Genomic DNA, 23,073 nt, shown 5'->3' on the forward strand with positions numbered 1-23,073 from the left:
ATTCACGCCAGTGGCGCTGCTCCAATCTGGCGCGCTGACGACAGCCCTGTACCACACTTGCACGCGAGACATTTCGCCAACGGTGGTGCATGTTCACCAGTCGCTGGCTCAGACGATCATGAGCAAACCAGGGAGTCAGCCAGACGATACGAAAATGTCTGACAGCAAAGCGCCCAGGCGAATCGAGAGGATCAAAGCGTAGGCGTCTCAGCCACCCTTTGACATACACAAGACGCTTACTGATGCGCCCGTTTCTCAAGGGCACCACGAGCGACTCCTCTTCACTGAAGCCGCTACCGGTATCAAAATACAGGCGTACTAGCGCGTGCAGCTGATCGTGGTCCAGGTCGAGTTCGACCATGTGCCAACCGGGAAGGGGCAAGTGCTTGCGCTGAAGAAACTGGGGATCATCATCCAGAGCCTCCCATTGCCAGTCGTGACGACCACCGCTGAGCTCTTCCAAACCACTCCAAGGCCGCCAATACCGCTGAGGGTGGACGATAAAATGCGCTCGCTCAAGAAGTCGTAACACCCCCGAAGACGTACTATCCTCACTCATGCTGCGTGCTCAAGTCTGCAGATAGTCTGATGCTCCACGTCAATGTGGCGCCGCTATTCGGTAAGGTTCGATCGGGAAACACTGACCGGTATCTGCGACTCGACACTGCACTTCATCGCCCGCTGATAACTTGATCGCTACCTTGAATCCCACACAGCCACTTCTCGGTGCTCGCCAGCTTTGAACATCACTACAGGACTGTGTCGCCGGAACCGTTACTACTCGCTCGCCATTGACCAATACTTCCACTACCACCTGATCATCGGACTCCGTCTCCCACCACGCCCATCCAGCAACACCTTGAATATCACAACGGGTCATCTTGCAGTGAGAAAAAGGCAGATTCTGCCGATAGAGTTGCATGCGGACGTCAAAGAGCTTGCAGCAGTGCTGATAAAGCTCCACTTCTCTAGCATTCAGCTCGAGAAAGTCTCGCTCATCGTCTGGGTCGATATCGTAGCGAGCACCGAGCCGCGGCGCTGCAAGATTTTCCTGCCGCTGAGGAACATCAATGTCATAGCGAGTATTGATAATCTCCAAACTCTCTGAGTAGCGTTCGGTGAGTCCGATGACACCGATAGCTTCAGGATCGACACCACGAAGCACTGCAAGCTGTCGATTCAAAAAACCCTCAAGCCTGATGAACTCAGAAAAGCTCATTTTGTAACGGTCATGTCGTTGGTAATGCCAGTACTCGGATGCCGCGCGCTGAAGAGGATCACGAAGAAACGTAAGGGTTTGAGTTGCCCCGCAAACAGGTAGATACTTCACAGCATTAACGTGACCGGCCACCATCTTTGCCTGCATGTCGACACAGCTACGGTAAAACTGCCATACATTATCACGACCCTCGTACATATACTGCCGTACTAAAGCATGAGTTCCCTGTGCCTCAAGCCCATAGTCATACACAATATGTTGGTTACCTAACGCCTGCTGCACCCCTAAACGAAAGCTTGTACCAGCCGTCTTAGGTATGTGAATAAAAAATAAAGGTCCCACGGTCACCTCACTTAATACAGGACATTCTTCTTCATGCAGCTGCATACCTCACACACCTTTTCTCTAAGGAGAATCAACGTCCCACAAACCTGCAATGAACATCTCAGTATCACACAATCATTGAGATTCAAACCATGTATTCGTCTATCATGTGACATGGCAAAAGTCTCCACCCCGAATCTTGCTGTCCCTCAGGGGCGCAGTTACTATAGTTTTCCAAACAAAACAAAGGCATCTCACTCTTTGCCTACAACGATATTGCTTTGGCCGCCCAAATTAGATGCGTTGGCATGGGGCGTCACTGTTACCCTATCACCAAGCTTCAACGGAAGAGGATGCGTCCAACGAAAACCACAGTAGCCGTTCACTGACCTACCCGAATGTAGAAGATCTGGACGATACATGTCAGCCGAAACACGACCTACATGCACGCCATTGACAAATATGTTCACAAATAGACCACCAGCATCACCTTGCAAGTCAGTGATCCAGCCCATCACCGTTGTGGCATTAGATACACTAACGATCCCCCTCAGAGGGCGCCCTAATGGGGTCTCACTAGCTAGGCGCTGATCCAAGCCAGCCATTTCTCGCTCAAGGCGGCTTAGTTTCCCGGGCTGGAAGGCGAATTCTGCACCACGGACGTCATGATAACGAAAATAGTCATCACCGCGATCAAATGTATTCCCCTTTACAGCACTACCGCGAAGACGCTTCTGCTGATACTCCTCTTCTGTTTTCACCGCGTAGTGATGCACCCGAAGAGGGCCTTTCCTGATGCTATCTGTCATACCGCTTCGCGGATCAGGCTTACCCTTATCATCCGGCCAGCACGAAAAATCCCGAATGTCTTCACCCTGGCAATCGATATGCCTCATATCGCAAATAAGTAATGATGCATGAATCCCAGTTCGCTTAACGTGATCCACACGGATCATGCTTTTCACATGTCGGTCTGCTGAAAAATCAGAACTATCGCTACAATGCGTAAATCGACGAAGCACAGGTTCTGCAGACTTATTTATAAGACCGCCCGAACCGAAACAGCGCCAATTGATGCTGATACTGCCGACACCGCCACAGGATGTTAACTCATCGAGCAACCGTCGTTCTTCACCATGTCGTTGACTTTCATGAACCAGAAATTCGTCAGCATCAAGGAACATCACAAACTCAAACTTTCCGAGAGCACTTTCCAACACTCGGTTATAACAATGCGCTTGAGTATTTCTTGCAAGAGTCGGCTGATATATCAACTTAATTAGACCAGCTAACTCCATGGCCTCAAGCAATGACCTCGTGCCATCGGTCGACATGTTGTCAGCTACGATGACATGGTCAAAACCGGCAAGGTGATGCCATGCTACCCATTCCAACATATAGTCGACTTCATTTTTTACAATTCCGGCTAGGCAAAACTTTTCCATTGCTAACTCATCCTCATCGGTGAGTTCACCAAATCAACAACATCGTTGACGACCCTTGCCCTTACGCACTCACCAGGCAGTACACCTTCATCTTTCGGTAAAGTGAAGGAAAATCCGCAAGCCAAGTTATCGGGCGCACCACAGCCCGGGTCCGCTTCGTTCGCAGTCACCACGCCAATGGAGCGCTCACCGATAAAGATCTCGACCTCAGCATGCTGCCCCCGATGGACGTACTGAGCCCATCCCCTAACACGTTGCCCATCAAACGACACCAGGCTGCCCTGAGACTTTGTTATGCGGGTGGCTTCAATGTAATCCTCGGGTTCTGGATCAATAAAAGAACGCGCACTATCATGCTGCTCCCTCGATGGATGAATAGAACAGAACTCCTCTAGCATAGAGAGAAATACATCAGGATAGGCCGTAGCCTTGTCGTACGACACCAACATGGCATGTGCAGTTCCACGATTAATGAAATCGAGTGTATTTTGATATTGAGTTAATGCGCGCTCCATACCAGTTGTCACTTGCTCGAGCATAGAAATAGAATTTCGCTGGGCGATAGAAAGTATATCTTTATAAATAAATATATATCGAGCATTTGGGATAAGAGTATCGACGTCGCTTAGACGATCAATAATGGAGGGCCTCTTCCAACCCCAGTGACCATGCTTAGCATCATACTCATTTATGATATGCCTTGCCTTGGCACGCTCATTACGCTCAAAGGCACTCGAAAGTCGGACATCCTCGTATACTGGATGACTGGCCCGATCGCCCATGTAAACACCCAGCCTCGCTAGAACACCCGCGACCATGGACGTCCCGCCGCGAGCCGTACCAATGACAATGATAGGAGAGGTCCTGTCCGACTTAGGATTTCCTACAACTACGATACCCTTGTTAATTAGTGCATTATTCTTCGCCATCATCCCTCCGGGCTCTCTCACTAGCTCCGCTAGTGGCATTTAGGACAGCATTCATTATCGGCCGCCAATAGAAAAATCTTCGCGACTCTTTGTCAAGCAGGGGTTATAGCTCGGGTCATGATCAATGATTTTTCCCCATGAGCTCTTCATATACTCAATTTCTGCATTAAATCGGGCGACTTTTTCGGGGTTATCCTCTGCACCACGACTGATAGACTCGTGATGATACAACTCTGCATACGGAGTCCAGATGTTACGATACCCGGCAGCGTGTACCTTTAAACAAAAATCGACGTCGTTAAATGCAACCTTCAATTCGTTTTCGTTTAGACCGCCGACTTCGTCATAAACATCCTTTCTGACCAGCAGGCAGGCCGCCGTCACGGCTGTAACCGATTGCACCACCTTGAGACGATTGAAGTAACCACCGGACTCCTTAGGAAAGTGCTTATGAGAGTGGCCAGCGACGCCCCCTAGCCCCACAATAACACCCGCATGTTGAATAGTGTCGTTACCGTAGTAAAGCTTGGCTCCGACGCATCCCACATCCTCTCGGCAGACGTGAGATACCATTTCTCCGAGCCACTCTGGCGAGATAACTTCCACATCATTATTAATCAACCCGATGATACTTCCCTTGGCCAGTGTTGCGCCAAAGTTATTGATCGCAGAGTAATTAAATGGATGATCATAACGTACCACCGTCACACGGGAGTCTTCCCGTTGAATCTCCTCAAAGAACGCATGAGTCTCCGGCTCGACGCTACCATTATCAAGAATAATAATTTCGTAATGTGAATACAGTGTCTTCTCAAGTATGCTACGAACTGCCAACTCTGTGACTTCCTTCTTGTCTCTGGTAGGAATCAACATGCTCACAAGTGGCGAAGGTTGGGGAGTCGGCCACTGCACTCGATAGGTATTTCCTACCATCCCCTGCTGAACCATCGCTCCCTCTATCGCAGAGGACATAAAGTGATCTTGTAGTGCCTTGATTCCAGCAGGTGTTGTATAATCCTTTCCCTCTTCGGCCAGTGCAGTGGAACCTTCAATTGCTCGCCAGTGATACAATACACGAGGAATATGCCGAATATTGTCCGGATGCACATGGGGTAGACACCTCAGCACAAGATCATAGTCCTGAGAGCCTTCGACGCCTACGCGAAACCCACCGATCTTTTCAACAAGCGTTCGCTGATAGACACCTAGATGAGAAACATAGTTCTGTGAATAGAGAAGATCCACATTCCAATCTGGTTTGAAGTGGGGCTCACACCGCATACCCGAGAAATCAATCTTGTCTTCATCGCTGTAGATAATTTGGACATTAGGGTGTGCATAGATTTCTCTGGCAACGAAATACAAAGCATCTACTGCTAGTTCATCGTCGTGATCCAGCAACGCCACATACTCTCCTGTTGCAAGTGCGAGGGCATCATTGGTGGTTCGGGAAATGTGGCCGTTATCTTCACGGAGATGGAACTTGATGCGTTTGTCTCTTTCACTATACGTCTTCAACACCTTTGACACATGTGGTGACGGAGAGGCATCGTCGACAAGACACAGCTCCCAATGGGGGTAGGACTGAGCGACAACTGATTCAATACATTGCGCCAAGAGGTGCTCATCAGTATTGTATACGGGAACCAAAATCGAGATAACGACCGGTGATGGTATCGCCGAAATGAAGTCCTTAATCGTGTCTCTGCTGGGTAAGTCGAGAGTTTCTACCTCATCAATCCATTTTTGGTAAGAAAGCTCGGCATCATTAACAATGAAGGTCTCGGCGTAATCCTCCAGTAATCGATGGAGGATATCCTCAGGGCCTTCTAGGTCTTTGACTTTGCCTTCTGACTGCGAGACCTTCGCGGGCTCACCATGATGTTCGCCTTCTTCCATCGAGACATCATTTACCGCACCCGACCATATGTCCGATGCCGACAGGCCGGCATACTCAGAGCGACTACTGGCTAGTCTGGTGGCAATGTCCTTGTGAGCGTCACCCTCCAAAACATTATCGATGCACAGTCGCTCGAGTCGGAACAGCCCCTCCCGTTCCCATGGGTCGAAACGAATATTGACCACATCTCCAGATAGGCGCAGCACCCTTGTGGTGGCAACGCCAGACTGAAAGGGCACTGGGTAGGACTCATCTTCCGTAAAGCCTTCACCATAGTCGACATAAAGCTTGGCGACCTGATGTTGATACTCACCTGTGATGATGAACTCGATTCGACACCAGCCCTCACTCAAGCCGTCCTGGGCCCGTCGGCTGACAGTGAATGCGGGGTCGGTCCCATGGGATCGCCAATGGAATTCCCCTTCTAGGCATCGCTCGAGTTGTTGGGCCTCAGTCAGAGTGACAGCGCAGCCCTCGCAACACTTTAGAAATCCATCAATTCCTGACCAAGGGCGCTCAAGCTGAGGTGGATCGATTCGTCTTAGCAGAGGATCTTCAAGTTGGAACTCGCCAGGTCGTGTCATGGGGTCGAGCCGCAGACCTTGCGTCCCTACCGGGATGTAGAGAACAAGGCGCTGCCGCCCTGGCTTGGCGACGTTGCGGGTCCACACGACATCAGGCTGGAAGCCGTCGCCGTAGTCAAGATACAGACACTGCTCGACTGCAAAGCGCGCAGAGAAGTCGTACTCCAAACTAAACCAGCCGCCTTGTTTAAGGACTGCCGGATTGAGTGGTGTTAACAAGAACTGAGGATCATCCCCTACCGCTACCCATATGACGCGGTTATCTCTAGTAATGAGTTGCAGCTCGTGGATGGGCAGCAGGTCCAGTCGGCTGCTCTTCTTGATATATTTGTGATACAAACCACCCAGGTCGCGAAGAGGCTTGGTCGCACGCCAGCTGAATGAGGTCTGCATACGCCGTAGCCTTGCTGATAACGCCAAATTCGTCAGGTCCGGATACTCCGAGGAGGCCTGCCCCTGCCCTGATTCATCATCCACTACTTTCACTCCCTATCTATCATCTAGTAGCCAGGGGCATCGATAAATGCCATCCCTCGTGCGTCCTTGTCAGACACACGCGGAGTACCGCCACTTAGAGGCCAATCTATCGACAGTGTCTCGTCATCCCAACGAATCGACACCTCATCACCCGGGGCATAGTAGTCAGTACACTTGTAAACAAATTCGGCTTGGTCACTGGTGACATAGAAACCATGGGCGAAGCCTGGAGGAACCCACAGCATTTGCCTGTTGTCTTCGTTAAGAAGGGCACCTACCCATTTTCCGTAGGTGTTACTATTACGTCGCATATCAACTGCAACATCAAACACCTCTCCCCGAATAACTCGCACTAGCTTGCCTTGTGGCTGTTTAAGCTGATAATGGAGTCCTCTTAGAATATGCTGCTCTGATCGACTATGATTATCCTGAACAAACTTCTGCTCGCCACAGTGCTCATTAAAGAGCTCTTGGCGAAATGTTTCCATAAAGAACCCCCTCTCATCTCCAAACACTTGAGGGGTCATTAGCACAACATCGGGTATTGCCAGTTTCTCTGCATTCATCGACCTATTCCTTTCCTCTATGCTTAGCCTGTCAGAGCCCGACTGCCTTGGACGACACCAATTGTTTTAGGTAGACTCCATAGCCCGTCTTGGCTAGTCCCGCGGCCTGATATAAAAGGAATTCGTCACTAATCCATCCCTGAGTCCAGGCAATTTCCTCCAGGCACGCAATCTTCAGTCCCTGGCGATGCTCTACTGTCTGTACGTATTGAGCCGCCTCGAGAAGGCTGTCATGTGTCCCGGTGTCGAGCCATGCAAAGCCTCTTCCCAAACGCTCGACGTGAAGTAGACCGCGGTCCAGATATTCGTTATTGATACAGGTGATCTCCAGCTCTCCCCTGGCGGAAGGCTTCACACTTTTAGCAATATCGACAACATTATTGTCATAAAAATAGAGACCGGTCACTGCATAGGATGACTTCGGACGTGTCGGTTTTTCCTCGATCGATATGGCACGGCCGTTTTGATCGAACTCGACGACACCAAATCTCTCGGGATCCTTAACGAAATATCCAAAGACAGTAGCTCCACGGCATTGATCCGACGCCCTCAACAGCTGCTCTGAGAAATGTTGTCCGTGAAAAATGTTATCGCCCAAAACTAAACAGACCGGATCACTGCCGATAAAGTCCTCGCCAATGATGAACGCCTGGGCAAGCCCCTCGGGTTTCGGCTGAATGGCATAGTTAAGGGAAACACCGAATTTTTCACCGTTCCCCAATAGCTGACGGTATACGGGTAGATCCTCAGGCGTGGAAATTACAAGAATGTCGCGTATTCCCGCCAACATCAGAACGGATAGCGGATAGTAGATCATTGGCTTATCGTAGACCGGAAGCAGCTGCTTCGACACGCCGTGGGTGATGGGATGTAGACGTGTGCCGGAACCTCCGGCAAGGATAATACCCTTACGATTCATGGTGAAGACCTCTGGGGATGCTGACCACTGGACACGCTATTTTTATTAACGGATTCGCTAACATATTCAGTGATTTGTCGACGACATATAGGACAAGGTAGAAACGCGACGAAGGGAAGGACGGGATTAAATATCAAGGAAAGCAGAACAATATAGTTGGACAGACCAGAAATCTGTCTTTTTAAAGCACTTACCGACCAGTTATTTACTTTACTACTTTTGCAATCGTTTGACTGGCCCTCAAGCTCATGGGGCGATATCGACAATATAGAGAAGCCAGTGTGGGAGTGTGTCGTGTAAAACACACACCTTTCAGCCAGCGGAAAGTGGGAATGATAGGATTAGATGGAAATAGGCAACCTGAGAATTAGCGTTAGGATAGGCTTTACTCGGAGCCGCGAAAATACTCTCCCTTCCAGAATGCCAACAGCATTAACTTCGAATGCTTCCCTATTTCAAGTAATCTGTCAGCGTTAGCGCCAGCTGATCCTTCCAGTGTGGCATTTTTACACCGAACGTTTTCTCAATGAGACGAAGGCAAAGACGGGAGTTGGAGGGGCGCGTCGCCGCAGTGGGATATTCGCTTGTCGCAAGAGGCGCCAGCGCCGCCTCGTCTATCGCGAGCGGGATATTCGCCTCTCTCGCTAGACGAAAGATCTCGAGGGCAAAATCGTGCCATGACACCTCTCCTCTTGGGGCCAAGTGAAAAAGCCCTGTCAGAGTCTGGTCATCCAGATAGCGCTGCCAAGCCCATACCGTCATGTCCGCAATCAAGCGGGCGGGCGTCGGTGAGCCTACTTGGTCATCGACCACAGATAATGAGTCACGCTCACGACCCAATCTCAGCATGGTCTTCATGAAGTTATTGCCCCTGGCGCTGTATACCCAGCTGGTGCGGAATATCTGGCTCGCACAGCCACTGGCCTGCACCGCCTCATCGCCCGCCAATTTTGACTGACCGTAGTAGGACAAGGGTCCTGTCGGACTATCTTCCTTCCAGGACTGCTCTCCATCGCCTGGGTACACATAGTCGCTAGAGTAATGCGTCAGCAATATGTCTCGCTCGGCACAGTATTTGGACAGACACTCTGGTAACCCAGCGTTGAGTCGAAAGGCTAGCTCGGTCTCGGTCTCGGCCTTATCCACTGCGGTGTACGCCGCGGCGTTTATCACCCACTGGGGATGATAATGGGATAGATAGGCGCGCACCTGATCTATATCTGCGAGGTCCAGTTCGGATCGGGAGGGTGACTGCACGTCAGCATGAATCGCCAGAGCCTTGCGCAACTCATGCCCTACCTGACCAGACGCTCCCAGCAACACTACGCTCATGACAATACACCCAGTCGCTCGGCGCGGTAACTTCCATCCTGGACTGCCTTCCACCATCGCTCATTGGCAAGATACCAGGAGACGGTCTTGCGCAAGCCTGATTCGAAGGTCTCGCGAGGTGCCCAGCCAAGCGATCGCTGTATATAGGAGGCATCGATGGCATAGCGCCGGTCATGCCCTGGACGATCATTGACGTAGGTAATAAGGTCCCGATAGTGATGTGTTGACGGCGCCATCTCCATCAAAAGGTCGCAGAGCATGTGCACCACTTCCAGATTGGTTTTTTCGTTATGACCACCAATATTGTATGTGTCACCCACTACTCCCTCCGTTGCCACCTGCACCAAGGCACGGGCGTGATCTTCGACATACAACCAGTCCCTCACCTGCCCTCCGTCACCGTAAACGGGCAAGGGGCTTCCTTGTAGCGCTTTGAGAATCATCAACGGAATCAACTTCTCGGGAAAGTGGTAGGGCCCATAGTTGTTGGAGCAGTTAGTGATGATGCAGGGTAAGCCATAGGTACGAAGCCATGCTCGAACAAGATGGTCTGATCCTGCTTTGCTAGCCGAGTAAGGTGAGCTGGGGGCGTAGGGGGTCTGCTCAGTAAAAAGACTACCATCATCATCCAGGTCTCCGTACACCTCATCCGTAGAGATGTGATGAAAACGAAACCCCCTGGCCTTGTCTTCTTCGCTTTGCTTGGTGCGCTCCCAATACGCACGTGCCACCTCAAGCAATGTCAGCGTTCCCACCACATTGGTCTGGATAAATTCCCGCGGACCATCAATGGACCTATCGACATGACTTTCGGCTGCCAGGTGCATGACAACATCCGGCTGATATTGTTCGAAAATTCTCGCCATGGCGTCATCATCGCAAATGTCGGCGCGCTCAAAAGTGTAGCGAGCGTCATACGCCACGGAGGCGACAGAGGCCAAGTTCCCGGCATACGTCAACTTGTCGACATTGACGACGCGGTGAGAGGTATTAGCAATCAGCTCTCTGACTACGGCCGAACCGATAAAGCCAGCCCCTCCGGTTACAAGAAAGGTCTTGGTCATATAGCGCCTCTGGTAATCGTGCAAGTGATCGGCCCAGTGCCGTGGACAGCATCCTTTCAGGATGACCACTGCTAGCCGAGAGAAGAAGGTAGTAGTGCGATTGAAGCTGACGAGGCGTGATGGCCGTCAAGCTATTATTCTGTTATCACTTTATAGGTGTCAGAGGTGTTCGTATCTGGCCAGATCAAGTATGAGCAATGGGCGAGATAGCTCATGGCTTCACATTAGTCTCTATGATCCTGAACAATCATCCACAGCATGCTAGCGATAAAGGCCATAAATACTACCACAATCGTAAAAATCGAGAGGTTATAGAGTCGCTCTGGCCGAGTCGCATACTCTGGTAGAAGCGGGCTCTGTAGCACGCTCACTTGCTTCAACTTGCGAGCGGCCTCTATACGGGTCCCTTCCAAGGCAGTCAGTGCACTCGAGTAGGTTTCCTGAGCAAATCTGGCGCGTAACTCAAGCCGTTGATATTCAGATGATAGCCGGTTGAGAGAGTCTCCTGTTGCTTTGGCCAGCCGTTCCTGCTCCCGATCGATCTGTTGCCGTAGCGCTGTGATTTCACTCTCTACTCTGACCATATCTGCCGAGCGTTGGCTCGAAAAGCTGGCCAAGGCACTCCGCCGTGCCTGCATCCTGGCCAATTCACCTTCAAGACTTGCGACAACCTGAATCAGGCTGTCAACCGTTGATGTCGGGGATACCAGTCCATGTGTATTCTGATAATCGAGTAGATCCTCCCGACTCTGATCAAGTCTCTGAGAAAGGCGCTCAACCTGCACTTCAAGAAACCTTACCTGTTCTTCAGCGAGACGTTGCCCAATCTCATTCATGTGGGCCTCACCTGCTTCAAGCATGAGTGATGTCATCCGCTGAGCAAACTCGGGGGTAAACGCCTGAACATCAATCTTCAGAACGCCCGCATAATCATCCAGCGCTACGCGGACACGCTTTAGATAATATTCATGCAGGTCCTCTATCGGTGCATTCTTATTCCATAATCTTGCCGGAATGTCTCCGTTTTCACTGTAGTGTGTTCTCAGGTCTAACTGTCTATCTGCCAATTTTAGCATATCGACAGAGAGTAGATATTCTCTTAGGAGCAGCATATCACTGTCGACATTTCCACCTGAAAGAAGGCTCGAGAAACTAAACGTTTGAGGCGCAATCTGGGGACTTTCCAACACCACAACGGCTTCTGAAACGTAACGATCTTCAGCCCACACAAGCCAGTAAAATGACATGACCAGAGTCGATAGAAGAGCTACAAACCAGTGGGGACGTCCCATCAACCATCGCAGCATTGTATTTCTTCCTTGGTAGCGATGCCCCGGCGGATGCTATCCTTGGGGCCTATCATCATGGTGATGTTCCATGACCTTGATGTGCCGGGTCCCTTGCCTGAATCGCTCGGCGAATTTCGTGCAGACGGTCTCGCGCGATATTGCGACGTAGGACTAAGCTTTCATGTAATTTTCCGTCAGGCTGAACATCGCCAGTCGTGGCTGAGTCCAACAGCGCATCCAGGCGTGCCTGGCAGCGCACCATAGTGTGACGCCGCTTCCTCAGCATCCTTCTCAAAGTATCAAGCGGAATTTGGTCAAGCCCTGCCGTCGGCTTAGGGGAACGGAGTGATACCCCCTTATCATCGGCGGGCTGACATGCGGGGGGCTGCTGTTCGGCGTCCGGTAGAGATGTCTCAGGACCCGCAATGAAAGTTGAAGATTCTGATTGGTCTGGAGCCATTTGAGGAAATACGGCCGTTTCAGTGAGGCTAGTGGTCGCACGCGCCCCAAGTACCTGATCGCTGTCACGATGGTACACGGCGATAGCATCATTAATGTCATCGAACCAGAAGGCCTGGCCTTCCTTCAAATAGATCCCAGCCTGGCAGAGTTCTCGCAATATGCCCTCGCTGTGAGAGACCATGACCAGGCTTGAGCGGCCTACACGTTCCTTGAAGGCTTGAGTGGCTTTGGCCCTGAAGGCACGATCACCGACAGATGTGGCCTCATCCGACAAATAGACATCAAAGTCGAATGCGAGCGAAAGACCAAAGTTGAGCCGGGAACGCATACCACTTGAATAGGTCCGGATTGGCTCATCAAAGGCTTCGCCTAACTCGGCAAATTCGGCCACACGTCGGATCACGTCACTGACATCCCTACCCGCCCCATGAATCCGGGCTACAAACTTGACGTTCTGACGTCCGGTAAGACTTCCCTGAAAGCCGCCCGCCAGTCCCATCGGCCATGACACCCTGACGTGACGACGTATGCATCCACGTTCTGCGGTATCCATTCCAGCGATTAGTCGAAGCAACGTCGACTTACCCGCGCCGTTAGCCCCCAATACCCCGACGCTAACCCCAGTCGGAATCGTCAAATGGATGTCCTGCAGCACCCAGTTTCTGACCAAGTGATGGTGATATCGCTTATACAGATGCTCTATCTCTATCATGTCGTTGTGATCAATGTGCCATCAGGCGGTGCTTGTAGCGAAGCTGGAGTATCAACCCAAGTGACATCAATGCCAGGGTCACCAGCCAGAAATACACTGCGCTAACACCCACCACCGGCCAGTAGGACACGAAGAAACCTTCTCTTAAGTGCTCTATCCCATGTACCACAGGATTCAGTAGCAGATACTGTTGCGCCCAATGGGGAGCCACCTGAATCGGAAAAATGACGCCAGACAGGATCAGCAGCGGCATCATTGCCATTCTTAGAACAATGGCGACTTCAGCCACCAAGGTGGCTAGCACTGATACGATCAGCCCCAGTGCTAGCCCCAGCACCCACAGCGCCAGCCACCACGACAGTGCGATCAGCGCATCGTCAGGTGCCATAGCATCGACCTTAAGCAACAGGCCACCAGCGATGAAGAGCAGAAAGATAAAAGACCGTAGCAGCCCTTCTAAGCCCACCCGTACTATCACCGGGTCGATGGGTACAACCTGCCGATAGGCAAATAGTGCCTGATTTGCTCCGATAGCTCCCATGCCTCTGATCATGCCCTCTCGCACGAGGAAGAACCCCATCAAACCGACCACCATCCAGGGTAGGAAAGGTGCACCAATCACAAGACTGTCCGCATGAATAAAGCTACGGATGGCAACCATGATAAGCGTGAAAAGAATGGGTTCCGCCACCATCCAGAACCAGCCCATACGGTCGGTCATGGTGCGGGCTGTCGCCTCCCGCAGGAAAAGCGCATACCACACACTGCGGGTCACCACCCAGGGATGACGCGTTGCCGCACGACTCATGCCGGTACTCTCCTCCAAATCCGCTGCCACTCTACAGATCGACCGCTACCTTGGTAGCCACGGCAATCTGGTAGAGAATCTGCGTCAGGCTTGTCGCCAGCTGGAGATTCTTGGTCGGTACCTTGGGCATCACGAGAATTTCATCTCCAGGCTGGAGCGCGACATCATCGGCATTCCGCACGGCGCCGTTCTGCCTGACCACCAGAATATGGTCGTCATCCCCCCTCTGCGTCAGCCCGCCTGCAGCCTCAAGATAGTGATCAAGCCCAGCTCCCGTCTGAAAGACCATCGCCTGGGGAACGACGACTTCACCGCTGATCAGCACCGAGTCAGACGCCTCGGGCAGGGTTACCACATCACCATCCTGCAACCTGATGTCCGCAACCCCTTGATCACTAGCCACCACGAGCCGCCCACTAGGCTCCAACTGACGGGCACGAGCTACGAAGGTCTGAATCAACTCAGCCTCACGAACACGGATCTGCGCTTCCTCGTCAGTAGCGGATGATGCCCCGAGATAGGTTGTTTCCAGACGACGCAGGCTATCTTCCAATGCCTGCTTCTGCTGGAGAGCGACACTTTCTCGGCGAATCGAGACATTGCCGCTGGCAGACAGGTTTCGCTGGACGGCGACCGCATCCAGCAACTCACCCAAGCGAGCGTCGATAGGGAGAGCAAATCGAGACGGCCCCATAAAGCTCCCTTCCAACGTCACCACAATGGTGTCTTCCTGATGGTCAGCGCTGAAGATGACCTCATCGCCGGGCCTGATCTGGCGGCCCGCAAACTCCGCCAGGGTCAGATACGTCGCCATCGGGCCGGTCGCTCTCTGTCCCCTGAGTAGAGCGTGTGATACCCCACTCTTCAGGCGCGCCAAAGTGACCAGCTCACTGCCACTCAACTGGTTCGTCAACAGCTCGTAGCGATAGGCACGCTCCACGTCTCCCGTTACCGCAATCGACGGCCCGCGCTCCTCCACCACGATGGTGTCGCCATCACGGAGCTGGGGCCGAGCAATACTGCCGTCCAGGAGAAACCGATAAAGGTCGAAGCTGGCTAAGTGCTGGCCTTGGCGCATCAGCTTGACCCGACGATAGCTGCCAAGAGCGTTGTCGATGCCGCCGGCCTGATCAAGAAAGTACAGGATCGAGTCTGATGGAGTGCCTGCGTAGCGACCCGGGCTATGAACGTAGCCGGTCACATAGACGCCCACGGGCTGGACACCCTGAAGATTGGTGTAGACCTGCACATTGTCGGGATAGATGTTCTGAATGGCAGCCCGCACCCTGGCATCCAGCTCACCATGACTCAAGCCTTGCACCGCAAGCGGCCCTATCGAGGGCAGAAAGATATTGCCCTGCGCGTCCACAGGTATCACGCGATCAAACTCTACCGCCCCCCATGCCCTCAATGTCACCTGGTCACCGGGCTTGATCCGGTAGTCGCGATTCAAGCCGTCCGCCATAGTGCCGCGGAATCCTCCCGCGAAAAGGTTGTCGCCAAAGGGCGGCAACAGGTCAACGCCGGGTGTTGTACTGGGGATAGACGAAGAAGCCACAGGCCCATAGCGATCGTTGTGCCAGTTTGTGCGGGGCCGGTCGTCGATCGCCTCAACTCCTTCCTGCCGTTGAGCGCCTGGCAGAATGTCATCCGGCAGCACCAGGCTCTGTGCCATGGCAGCGATCGGCAACATAATGAGCCACACCATCATCACGAGAGCCATGGTGTATTTCAGCGAGCAGAGTCCGGCTCGACAGCTCTCGCTGTCGCCGTCCGCTTCTGCTACTTCAGATCTATTACCCAGCTTGCGTCCCTCGCTCGTACCGTCCATGTACGCCATCACCAGGTCTCCGCTCCGTTAAACAGCGCTGTCACCAATCGATCACTGGTCCAGTTACCTTGCTCACCCCGGCAGGCCACCGCCACCATTCGCTCTGCGTTGGCGCGTCGTATCGTGAGATGACGGCAGATTCGCCGACTCGCAGCAAAGTAGGGGGCATCTGCCTGTACCTCGGCATTGGCTCCCCAGGGGCTGCTCGGCAATACCGTGACGCTACCCGCACTAGCGTCTGTCAGAAACCGTGCCAGCGATGCATCTAACGACCGCCCAGTCGGCGTAGCCATAATGCTGGCGTCATCACGGGTCGGCGCCATGGGCGAATGAGTACATCCCCCCAGGGTCCACAGCAACAGCAGTGCTAGTGCAGACAGTCGTATCTGACTGCACTGGAACACTGCCCTGCTGGCGAACACTGCCCTGCTGGCAGCGCTTATTGCTCTTCCTGCCCCCACCCCTACTTTCATCCCTTTAGCATCCATCGCATCTACCTTTCGTCCCCTGCATTGTCCGGCCATGCTTCTGAGCTCGCGATAATCTCGCTTTCTGTGGTATATCTGCACAAACAGGAAAGCGTGTTTAACAGAAATGTATAACCCCGACATCACCGTGACAAAAACACTGAGATTGTCTCGCCAAAAGGCTTTAGGTAGACGCTTACATATACTTCAGTAACTTCGCAATAATGTCCTTCTCGCTCATCTTCTCAGTATCCACAACGATTTCGGCATCGACGGGTGCTTCGTAGGGGCTGTTGATGCCAGTGAAATCAGAAATTTTTCCCTCTCTTGCCTTTTGATACAGTCCCTTAGGGTCTCTTTTCTCACACACATCCAGGGGCGTGTCCACGAACACTTCTACAAAACCATCCTGATCGAACAGAGCTCTAGCGGCTTCTCTGTCTGCGCGAAAAGGTGAAATAAACGCCGTTATCACAATGACGCCGGATTCTGCGAAGAGACGTGCTACTTCACCGACTCTCCGAATATTTTCTGCTCTATCTCTCTCATTCATCCCGAGATCTTTGCACAGCCCGTGACGGATATTGTCTCCATCGAGAATCATGGTGTGATAGCCACGTCGATTCAGTTCGACTTCCAGAGCATTCGCCAATGTGGACTTGCCGGAGCCAGATAGACCGGTGAACCAGACACATCGGCCAGCATGCCCATTGGTTCGCTCACGCATGGCCTTGGTGACCGTGGTGCGATTCCAGACCACGCTGGCTTTGCTGTCATGATTGCGAAACTCATACGGCAGTTCGCTATCCACAGGGCTATGAATCATGCCTGCACCAACGGTCAGGTTGGTGAGCCGATCAATCAGTATGAAACACCCGGTGCCCGGGTAGCGGCGGTAGTCATCTACTGGTACCTCGGCTGTCAGCTCCAGGCGGCAGCGCGCAATGGCATTGAGATCGAGCTGTACACCATGTCTTTGCTCCAAGGTGTTGACATCGACCAGGTAACCAATGGCCACTACCTTCCCGGCCAGGTCCCGTGTGGAAAGCTTGATGTCGTAGAGCTTGCCGGGCTCCAACGGCGTTTCATGCATCCAGACGATATCGGCTTCGAAACCATCGCATAGCGTCACAGGGTCATCGGCAGCTACGATCCAGTCTCCTCGCGAGACATCAATGTCGCCAGCCAGAGTGACCATGATGGCCTGCCCCGGAAACGCAGCCTCGAGATCCCCATCCATGGTAACGATTCGCTTCACCTGGCTCGTGGTGCCTCGGGGCAGGACCCTGATCGTGGCTCCCGCCGTCAAGATCCCGGACGTCAGCGTGCCGGCATAACCGCGAAAGTCCAGGTTAGGACGACTGACGAACTGCACGGGCAAGCGCAGGTCACGTAGATTCTGGTCATGCTGCAATTCCACCGTTTCCAGCAGCTCCAGTAGGCTCGGCCCGTCGTACCAGGGCATCTCGCTACTTGGCTCCACCACATTGTCACCCTTGAGCGCTGAAATCGGCATAAAGCGGATATCCCGAGCGCTGACGCGATCGACAACTGACTGATATTGTTCAACGATCTCTTGATAGTGCCGCTGGTCGTAGCCCACCAGATCCATCTTGTTGATCGCTACCACCAGATGTTGAATACCTAGCAGGTCACAGATGAAGCTATGGCGCCGCGTCTGGGTCTGCACACCATGTCGCGCATCTATCAGGATAATGGCAAGACTTGCCGTCGACGCCCCAGTCGCCATGTTGCGGGTGTACTGCTCGTGCCCAGGCGTATCAGCAATGATGAACTTGCGCCGGTCGGTGGAGAAAAACCGGTATGCCACATCAATGGTAATCCCTTGCTCTCGCTCGGACTGCAGTCCATCGACAAGCAGCGCAAGGTCGACCTCATCCCCCGTCGTCCCACTCGTCCGAGAGGCCTGAGTGATGGCCGCCAACTGATCCTCATAGATCATCTTCGAGTCATGCAGCAGGCGGCCGATCAGGGTCGACTTGCCATCGTCCACGCTACCGCAGGTGATAAACCGCAGCAGGTCCTTGTTCTCATGCTCGTGAAGATAGCGCTCGATATCGCTGGCAATCAGCTCGGACTGGTGAGACATGCAGAATTCCTGTTGAAAGAGAGGATGCCGCCATGGAAAACGGCCGGCGGGTAAACTCAGCAGCAACGCTGTCCAGGCAGAGCCAACATCCACGGGTTGAGCACCGCGCCCTGGTGCGAGGTGTCACTATCTCTACGCATGCAACCTGGAGGCCGCCGTTAAAGCGCCCTATTTCTGCTGCTAAGTAGGCTCGTTGCTATGACGTGATGTCAGAAGTAGCCTTCGCGCTTCTTCTTCTCCATCGATCCAGCCTGGTCATGGTCGATGGCGCGACCACTTCGCTCGCTGGTGCGAGTCAGCAGCATTTCCTGAATGATCTCGGGTAACGTCGAGGCCCGTGACTCGACCGCACCGGTCAGCGGGTAGCACCCCAGGGTGCGAAAACGTACCCAGCGCTGTTGAGGAACTTCATCTTGAGCCAGGGGGAGGCGCTCATCGTCCACCATGATCTGCATTCCGTCTCTATCGACCACCGGGCGTGGCGCAGCGAAGTACAGCGGAACGATGGGAATCGATTCGAGGTGGATGTATTGCCAGATATCCAGCTCGGTCCAGTTGGAGAGAGGAAATACGCGAATCGACTCACCCTTGTTGATCTTGGCGTTGTACAGACTCCATAGCTCGGGACGTTGGCTCTTGGGCTCCCAGCGATGGTGGCGGTCACGAAAGGAAAAGATGCGTTCCTTGGCACGGCTGGCTTCTTCATCACGCCTAGCACCACCGAAAGCAGCATCGAAACCATGCTGGTCCAACGCTTGCTTGAGTGCAGCGGTCTTCATCACATCGGTGTACTTGGCACTGCCATGGTCAAACGGGTTGATGTTGGCAGCGACGCCTTCCTCATTGATGTGTTCGATAAGCTGCATGCCTGACTGCTTGGCCATGAGGTCCCGGAAGGCGATCATCTCCCGAAACTTCCAGGTCGTGTTGACGTGCATGAGGGGAAACGGAGGCGTCCCGGGAAAGAACGCCTTGCGAGCCAGATGCAGCATCACCGACGAGTCCTTGCCAATCGAGTACAGCATGACGGGCCGACGAAACTCGGCCGCCACCTCTCGGATGATATGGATCGACTCAGCCTCGAGTTGCCTCAGGTGAGTCTGCCTGTCGGGTGCTAGATCCATGGAAGCTAATCCTCAAGAAAATAAGGGCCGGCCTATGCCCGCCAGAAATACGGTCGTAAAGGGGCATCAGCAAGGCGATGAGAGATGAGAGATGACATCGGAGGCACAGGCGGAACGGTTCGGCCATGGCGCGTCGGCGAGACAGCTGGGGTGAAGGTGGGAGACCGGCTGCCATAGCAAGAGGAGAAGTGTCAGAAGCCTCCAGGTCGAAAGAGCAGGACCGGCGGAGACACCGCCAGGAGCCTGAGGCGGCATGGAAACAGCAGGTTCGTGAACGCCATGCCAAGGTACCCTGCCAAGCCGTCTTTTTCTGACCCTGTTTTCTGACCCTGTCTTCTGACCCTTGCCCAACTGCAACAACTGCAACAACTGCAGCCCTTATCTTGGTGCCTGTGTGATGGCGCCTTGAGTGTTAGGGCTTATGTGTTAACGCGTCGTTGCCAGACTCTGACGTGCCGATGGGACGATATATACGTGAACAATGCTAAAAGCACGCTACCGCCCCGGGGATGTCACGGACGTTTCCCCTCGCCCACTTCAGTGCCCAACAGCACTTTCTGCACATTTTTTCTGTTACGCGGCTCTTCATACACTTTGAAACAAAAGAACCGTCTTACGTTACAACCGAGGATGTTAATGATCTTGTCTGTCATCATCCAGCCAACCCTGCCACTCACTACGAAAATAAAACGACTTCGGCATAATGAGTAATCCAACGACATACAATTATGCCGATACAAATAAACCCAGACTTCACGTCCCGACAACGCAGGCTACCCGGCACCGACAAGCGCATGAAAAACGACAAAAAATTGACGAAAAAACAATGAGATATCAAAAATCTCGAAAGATAAAACCTCGCAAAAGCAAAGTAAGCGTCTTATTTCCTACGACTGTTGTACAAACAACAACCTCAGCGCTTTGCTGAATAAAACTCAGCCATGGCGGCGGCTAAGAGTACGGCGTAATGGCGCGGGAAAAGTAAGGACGGTTTATGCGAAGATTATTATGCAAAGCTGGCGATCAATTAAAAAAACCACGTCACGATACTAATATTTTAACGAGATTGGATTAATATATTAATTTCTATAACTTTAAAAAAACCGTTCACCCCCTCGTCCTTAAGGACAATTATCGGACACACATTGGCTTTACGGCATTAAACGTAGGAAGTCGACGAAAGTCAGGCGCCAATGAGCAGGGGAAGCATGGAAGGGCCGCAGCCTCGATCGGCAAGCGCGAAATGACATCGGCACGATATCGACACAACAGACCTTTAATACCTACATTTCTCATTCCCCCTGTGCACTTAGCCGTAAACCCGAGTCCTGAATGACCATCCCCTACGCCGGCGGCGGTGCGCCATCGACACTCAGCCCTATGCCTCAGTCACAAGCACGATGCCCATCGCTCCCCTGGCCTGGCGACGAACCCAGATGACCAGGGAGGCAACGGGCACGCTGGCCAATCATTCTCAGAGCATTGCGCCGTTAGAACAGCCCCCCTCGGAATAGGCGCTTCTTATAAGCATCGCTCCTCCGTAGGATGGTCAGGGGGCTGTCCTCAAGGGTTAGACGGCCGTAGCAGCGGAGCCACTAGTGGACGACGACAGATCAGGCATATGCGCCGGCGATGGCCCTCTGGTCTGGGTCAAGGTCGCGGGTGTCCCCAGGGTGAATCCCGAGACGAGCTGACCCAGCCGGTCTGCCTGCTCCAGCAGACGTTCGGTGGCGGCAGTGGACTCTTCGACCAGGCTGGCATTCTGCTGAGACATACGATCCAGCTCAGCGACGGCGATGTTGACCTGGGCGATGCCCTCGCTCTGCTCATCGGCAGCCACGCTGATTTCGTCAAGACTCAAGGCGACGCGCCCCACCTGGTGCACGATTTCGTCCATGGTCTGGCCGGCCCGACGCACCAGTTCCGTGCCACTGGCGACTCGCTCGCCGGACGTCTCTATCAACCCACGAATTTCTCGTGACGCATCGGCTGAGCGAGTGGCGAGCTGGCGTACCTCGCTTGCCACAACGGCGAAGCCGCGCCCATGCTCACCCGCTCGCGCGGCCTCTACCGATGCATTCAGCGCCAGCAAGTTGGTCTGAAAGGCGATCCCATCCATGACCTTGACGATGGCGCCGATCTGGCTTGACGACTCGGTGATGGACTCCATGGTTGTCACCACCTCAGCGACTACCTCGCCACCCTTCTCGGCCACTCCGGACGCTTCACCCGATTGGCGCCGAGCCTCCCTGGATGATGCTGCAGTATGCGCCACGGTACTGGTGATTTCTTCGATGGATGCCGACGTCTGCTGCAAGCTCGAGGCCGTCGACTCGCTGCGTCGTGACAGGTCCTGACCGCCTAGCGCAATCTCGCCTGCGGCCACGCGCACGGACTCGCTGCTTTCGCGAATGGTGACCATCACCGCCTCCATGCGCGACACAAATCGATTGAAGGCGGCCGCAATCTGCGCCACTTCGTCCTTGCCACTTTCAGGCAGGCGTCGGGTCAGGTCACCATGGCCGCTGGCCACATTCACCATGGCATCCCTGGCGGTGGACAGCCGCTTGAGCGCGAAGCGAAGCAGCACACCCAGCACTAGCAGTGCCACCAGGCCAACGATCAGCAGTGTCCAGATCGACGCCTGTGTCACCTGGGCGAGGCTGGCACCGGCTTCCTGGCTATCCAGGGCGATCACCAACTGCCAATCCGTGCCATCAATGGACGTGGCGTACAGCTTGCGCAGACGCTCATCGATCTCGACCTCGATCGGCGACTGCTGTTCACTCAGGCGGACCAGGAAGTCTGGCGTGAGACGCTCGGCAAGCTCGCTGGCCGGGACCAGGCTGAGCGACGCGTCGGGATGTGCGACCAGCTTGCCGTCTCCATCCACCAGAAAGGCAAAGCTGTTAGGCGTGGGGGCGATCCCCTTCACGACATCGATCACACTCTCGATCATGATATCCCCACCGACTACCGCTTCCAGGCTCCCCTGACGATAGAAAGGTGTGGCAAAGGTCACCACCAGGCCACCGGTATTGGCATCTTGATAAGGAGGCGTCACCACCGTGGACTCCGCGGCCACCGCCTGGAGGTACCAGGGGCGTTGCCGCGGATCATAGTCCGCAGGCGCTTCCCAGCCATCGGAAAACACGGCATCGCCAGAAGCACTATCAGCAAGATAGGTGGTCAGAAAGCCACCCCCTGCCTGAAGCTGCAGTAGCGCGCTCATCGGATCCGCTACGGCCACCGCTGGCGCCAAAGCCTCGAGCTGCCGGCCATGACCGATGACCCATTCGTCGATGGCGGCTTTGTTGCCCTCGGCAACGGACGCCAGCTGTTCACCGACCTGGCGCTCCTGATGATGCTGAAGAATGCTGAAGTTCACTACGCCGTTGATCACCAGGGCCGCCAGGATGACGGCCACGGTGGTCAACAGGAGCCGAAATCTCAATGAATGAATCATGTCGCTCTCTGTCAGGGGGGTGGGCCTCGCGTGAGCGAGGTCGAC

The 23,073-nt window shown here is 53.6% G+C and carries 16 protein-coding genes; all 16 read right to left on the reverse strand.

Translation table 11 applies throughout. From position 1 onward, the window contains the following. Positions 1 to 598: 598 nt before the first annotated feature. The 16 genes from KUV45_RS00775 to KUV45_RS00850 all read right to left on the reverse strand — a co-directional run bounded on the left by KUV45_RS00775 (position 599) and on the right by KUV45_RS00850 (position 23,028). Complete coding sequence (locus tag KUV45_RS00775) at positions 599 to 1,606, reverse strand: hypothetical protein (RefSeq protein ID WP_222162390.1); 1,008 nt, start codon at positions 1,604 to 1,606, stop codon at positions 599 to 601. Between the two features lie 191 nt (positions 1,607 to 1,797). Beyond that, complete coding sequence (locus KUV45_RS00780; RefSeq protein ID WP_222162389.1) at positions 1,798 to 2,988, reverse strand: glycosyltransferase family 2 protein; 1,191 nt, start codon at positions 2,986 to 2,988, stop codon at positions 1,798 to 1,800. A 2-nt stretch (positions 2,989 to 2,990) separates the two neighbouring features. Continuing rightward, positions 2,991 to 3,920, reverse strand: coding sequence for a hypothetical protein (locus KUV45_RS00785; RefSeq protein WP_222162388.1), 930 nt, complete (start codon positions 3,918 to 3,920; stop codon positions 2,991 to 2,993). A gap of 51 nt (positions 3,921 to 3,971) precedes the next feature. Beyond that, a complete protein-coding gene (locus tag KUV45_RS20355) occupies positions 3,972 to 6,878 on the reverse strand; it encodes a glycosyltransferase (RefSeq protein ID WP_222162387.1) in 2,907 nt (968 codons plus the stop codon). Between the two features lie 23 nt (positions 6,879 to 6,901). Beyond that, positions 6,902 to 7,444: a dTDP-4-dehydrorhamnose 3,5-epimerase gene (gene rfbC, locus KUV45_RS00795; protein ID WP_222162386.1), complete on the reverse strand. Its 543-nt coding sequence runs from the start codon at positions 7,442 to 7,444 to the stop codon at positions 6,902 to 6,904. Between the two features lie 31 nt (positions 7,445 to 7,475). Continuing rightward, positions 7,476 to 8,363, reverse strand: a complete 888-nt coding sequence (gene rfbA, locus KUV45_RS00800) for a glucose-1-phosphate thymidylyltransferase RfbA (protein WP_222162385.1) — start codon at positions 8,361 to 8,363, stop codon at positions 7,476 to 7,478. A 450-nt stretch (positions 8,364 to 8,813) separates the two neighbouring features. Beyond that, a complete protein-coding gene (rfbD, locus tag KUV45_RS00805) occupies positions 8,814 to 9,695 on the reverse strand; it encodes a dTDP-4-dehydrorhamnose reductase (RefSeq protein ID WP_222162384.1) in 882 nt (293 codons plus the stop codon). After that, complete coding sequence (gene rfbB / locus KUV45_RS00810) at positions 9,692 to 10,759, reverse strand: dTDP-glucose 4,6-dehydratase (RefSeq protein WP_222162383.1); 1,068 nt, start codon at positions 10,757 to 10,759, stop codon at positions 9,692 to 9,694. The genes rfbD and rfbB overlap by 4 nt, the downstream gene beginning before the upstream one ends. A 224-nt stretch (positions 10,760 to 10,983) precedes the next feature. After that, a complete protein-coding gene (locus KUV45_RS00815; RefSeq protein ID WP_222162382.1) occupies positions 10,984 to 12,066 on the reverse strand; it encodes a chain-length determining protein in 1,083 nt (360 codons plus the stop codon). 55 nt (positions 12,067 to 12,121) lie between these two features. Further along, positions 12,122 to 13,222: an ABC transporter ATP-binding protein gene (locus tag KUV45_RS00820; protein WP_222162381.1), complete on the reverse strand. Its 1,101-nt coding sequence runs from the start codon at positions 13,220 to 13,222 to the stop codon at positions 12,122 to 12,124. 10 nt (positions 13,223 to 13,232) lie between these two features. Continuing rightward, positions 13,233 to 14,030 carry an ABC transporter permease gene (locus KUV45_RS00825; protein WP_222162380.1) on the reverse strand — a complete coding sequence of 266 codons (798 nt, stop codon included), beginning with the start codon at positions 14,028 to 14,030 and terminating at the stop codon, positions 13,233 to 13,235. Positions 14,031 to 14,061: 31 nt separating this feature from the next. Further along, a complete protein-coding gene (locus KUV45_RS00830) occupies positions 14,062 to 15,861 on the reverse strand; it encodes a polysaccharide biosynthesis/export family protein (protein WP_374107006.1) in 1,800 nt (599 codons plus the stop codon). Between the two features lie 8 nt (positions 15,862 to 15,869). Continuing rightward, a complete protein-coding gene (locus KUV45_RS00835; protein ID WP_222162379.1) occupies positions 15,870 to 16,334 on the reverse strand; it encodes a DVU3141 family protein in 465 nt (154 codons plus the stop codon). A gap of 190 nt (positions 16,335 to 16,524) precedes the next feature. Further along, positions 16,525 to 18,531: a sulfate adenylyltransferase subunit CysN gene (gene cysN, locus KUV45_RS00840; protein WP_374107007.1), complete on the reverse strand. Its 2,007-nt coding sequence runs from the start codon at positions 18,529 to 18,531 to the stop codon at positions 16,525 to 16,527. Positions 18,532 to 18,647: 116 nt separating this feature from the next. Then, positions 18,648 to 19,562: a sulfate adenylyltransferase subunit CysD gene (gene cysD / locus KUV45_RS00845; protein WP_222162378.1), complete on the reverse strand. Its 915-nt coding sequence runs from the start codon at positions 19,560 to 19,562 to the stop codon at positions 18,648 to 18,650. A 1,570-nt stretch (positions 19,563 to 21,132) separates the two neighbouring features. Then, on the reverse strand, positions 21,133 to 23,028 hold the full coding sequence (locus KUV45_RS00850; RefSeq protein ID WP_222162377.1) for a methyl-accepting chemotaxis protein: 1,896 nt from the start codon (positions 23,026 to 23,028) through the stop codon (positions 21,133 to 21,135). Positions 23,029 to 23,073: the final 45 nt, after the last annotated feature.

The sequence above is a fragment of the Halomonas sp. DP3Y7-2 genome, assembly GCF_019800795.1.
GTDB classification, from domain to species: domain Bacteria; phylum Pseudomonadota; class Gammaproteobacteria; order Pseudomonadales; family Halomonadaceae; genus Halomonas; species Halomonas litopenaei_A.

Bases quoted from the DNA above. Each gene is read 5' to 3' on its own strand.
- KUV45_RS00775 (WP_222162390.1), bottom strand. From the start codon at position 1,606: ATGCAGCTGCATGAAGAAGAATGTCCTGTATTAAGTGAGGTGACCGTG.
- KUV45_RS00780 (WP_222162389.1), bottom strand. From the start codon at position 2,988: ATGGAAAAGTTTTGCCTAGCCGGAATTGTAAAAAATGAAGTCGACTAT.
- KUV45_RS00785 (WP_222162388.1), bottom strand. From the start codon at position 3,920: ATGATGGCGAAGAATAATGCACTAATTAACAAGGGTATCGTAGTTGTA.
- rfbC (WP_222162386.1), bottom strand. From the start codon at position 7,444: ATGAATGCAGAGAAACTGGCAATACCCGATGTTGTGCTAATGACCCCT.
- rfbA (WP_222162385.1), bottom strand. From the start codon at position 8,363: ATGAATCGTAAGGGTATTATCCTTGCCGGAGGTTCCGGCACACGTCTA.
- rfbD (WP_222162384.1), bottom strand. From the start codon at position 9,695: ATGAGCGTAGTGTTGCTGGGAGCGTCTGGTCAGGTAGGGCATGAGTTG.
- rfbB (WP_222162383.1), bottom strand. From the start codon at position 10,759: ATGACCAAGACCTTTCTTGTAACCGGAGGGGCTGGCTTTATCGGTTCG.
- KUV45_RS00815 (WP_222162382.1), bottom strand. From the start codon at position 12,066: ATGCTGCGATGGTTGATGGGACGTCCCCACTGGTTTGTAGCTCTTCTA.
- KUV45_RS00820 (WP_222162381.1), bottom strand. From the start codon at position 13,222: ATGATAGAGATAGAGCATCTGTATAAGCGATATCACCATCACTTGGTC.
- KUV45_RS00825 (WP_222162380.1), bottom strand. From the start codon at position 14,030: ATGAGTCGTGCGGCAACGCGTCATCCCTGGGTGGTGACCCGCAGTGTG.
- KUV45_RS00830 (WP_374107006.1), bottom strand. From the start codon at position 15,861: ATGGACGGTACGAGCGAGGGACGCAAGCTGGGTAATAGATCTGAAGTA.
- KUV45_RS00835 (WP_222162379.1), bottom strand. From the start codon at position 16,334: ATGAAAGTAGGGGTGGGGGCAGGAAGAGCAATAAGCGCTGCCAGCAGG.
- cysD (WP_222162378.1), bottom strand. From the start codon at position 19,562: ATGGATCTAGCACCCGACAGGCAGACTCACCTGAGGCAACTCGAGGCT.
- KUV45_RS00850 (WP_222162377.1), bottom strand. From the start codon at position 23,028: ATGATTCATTCATTGAGATTTCGGCTCCTGTTGACCACCGTGGCCGTC.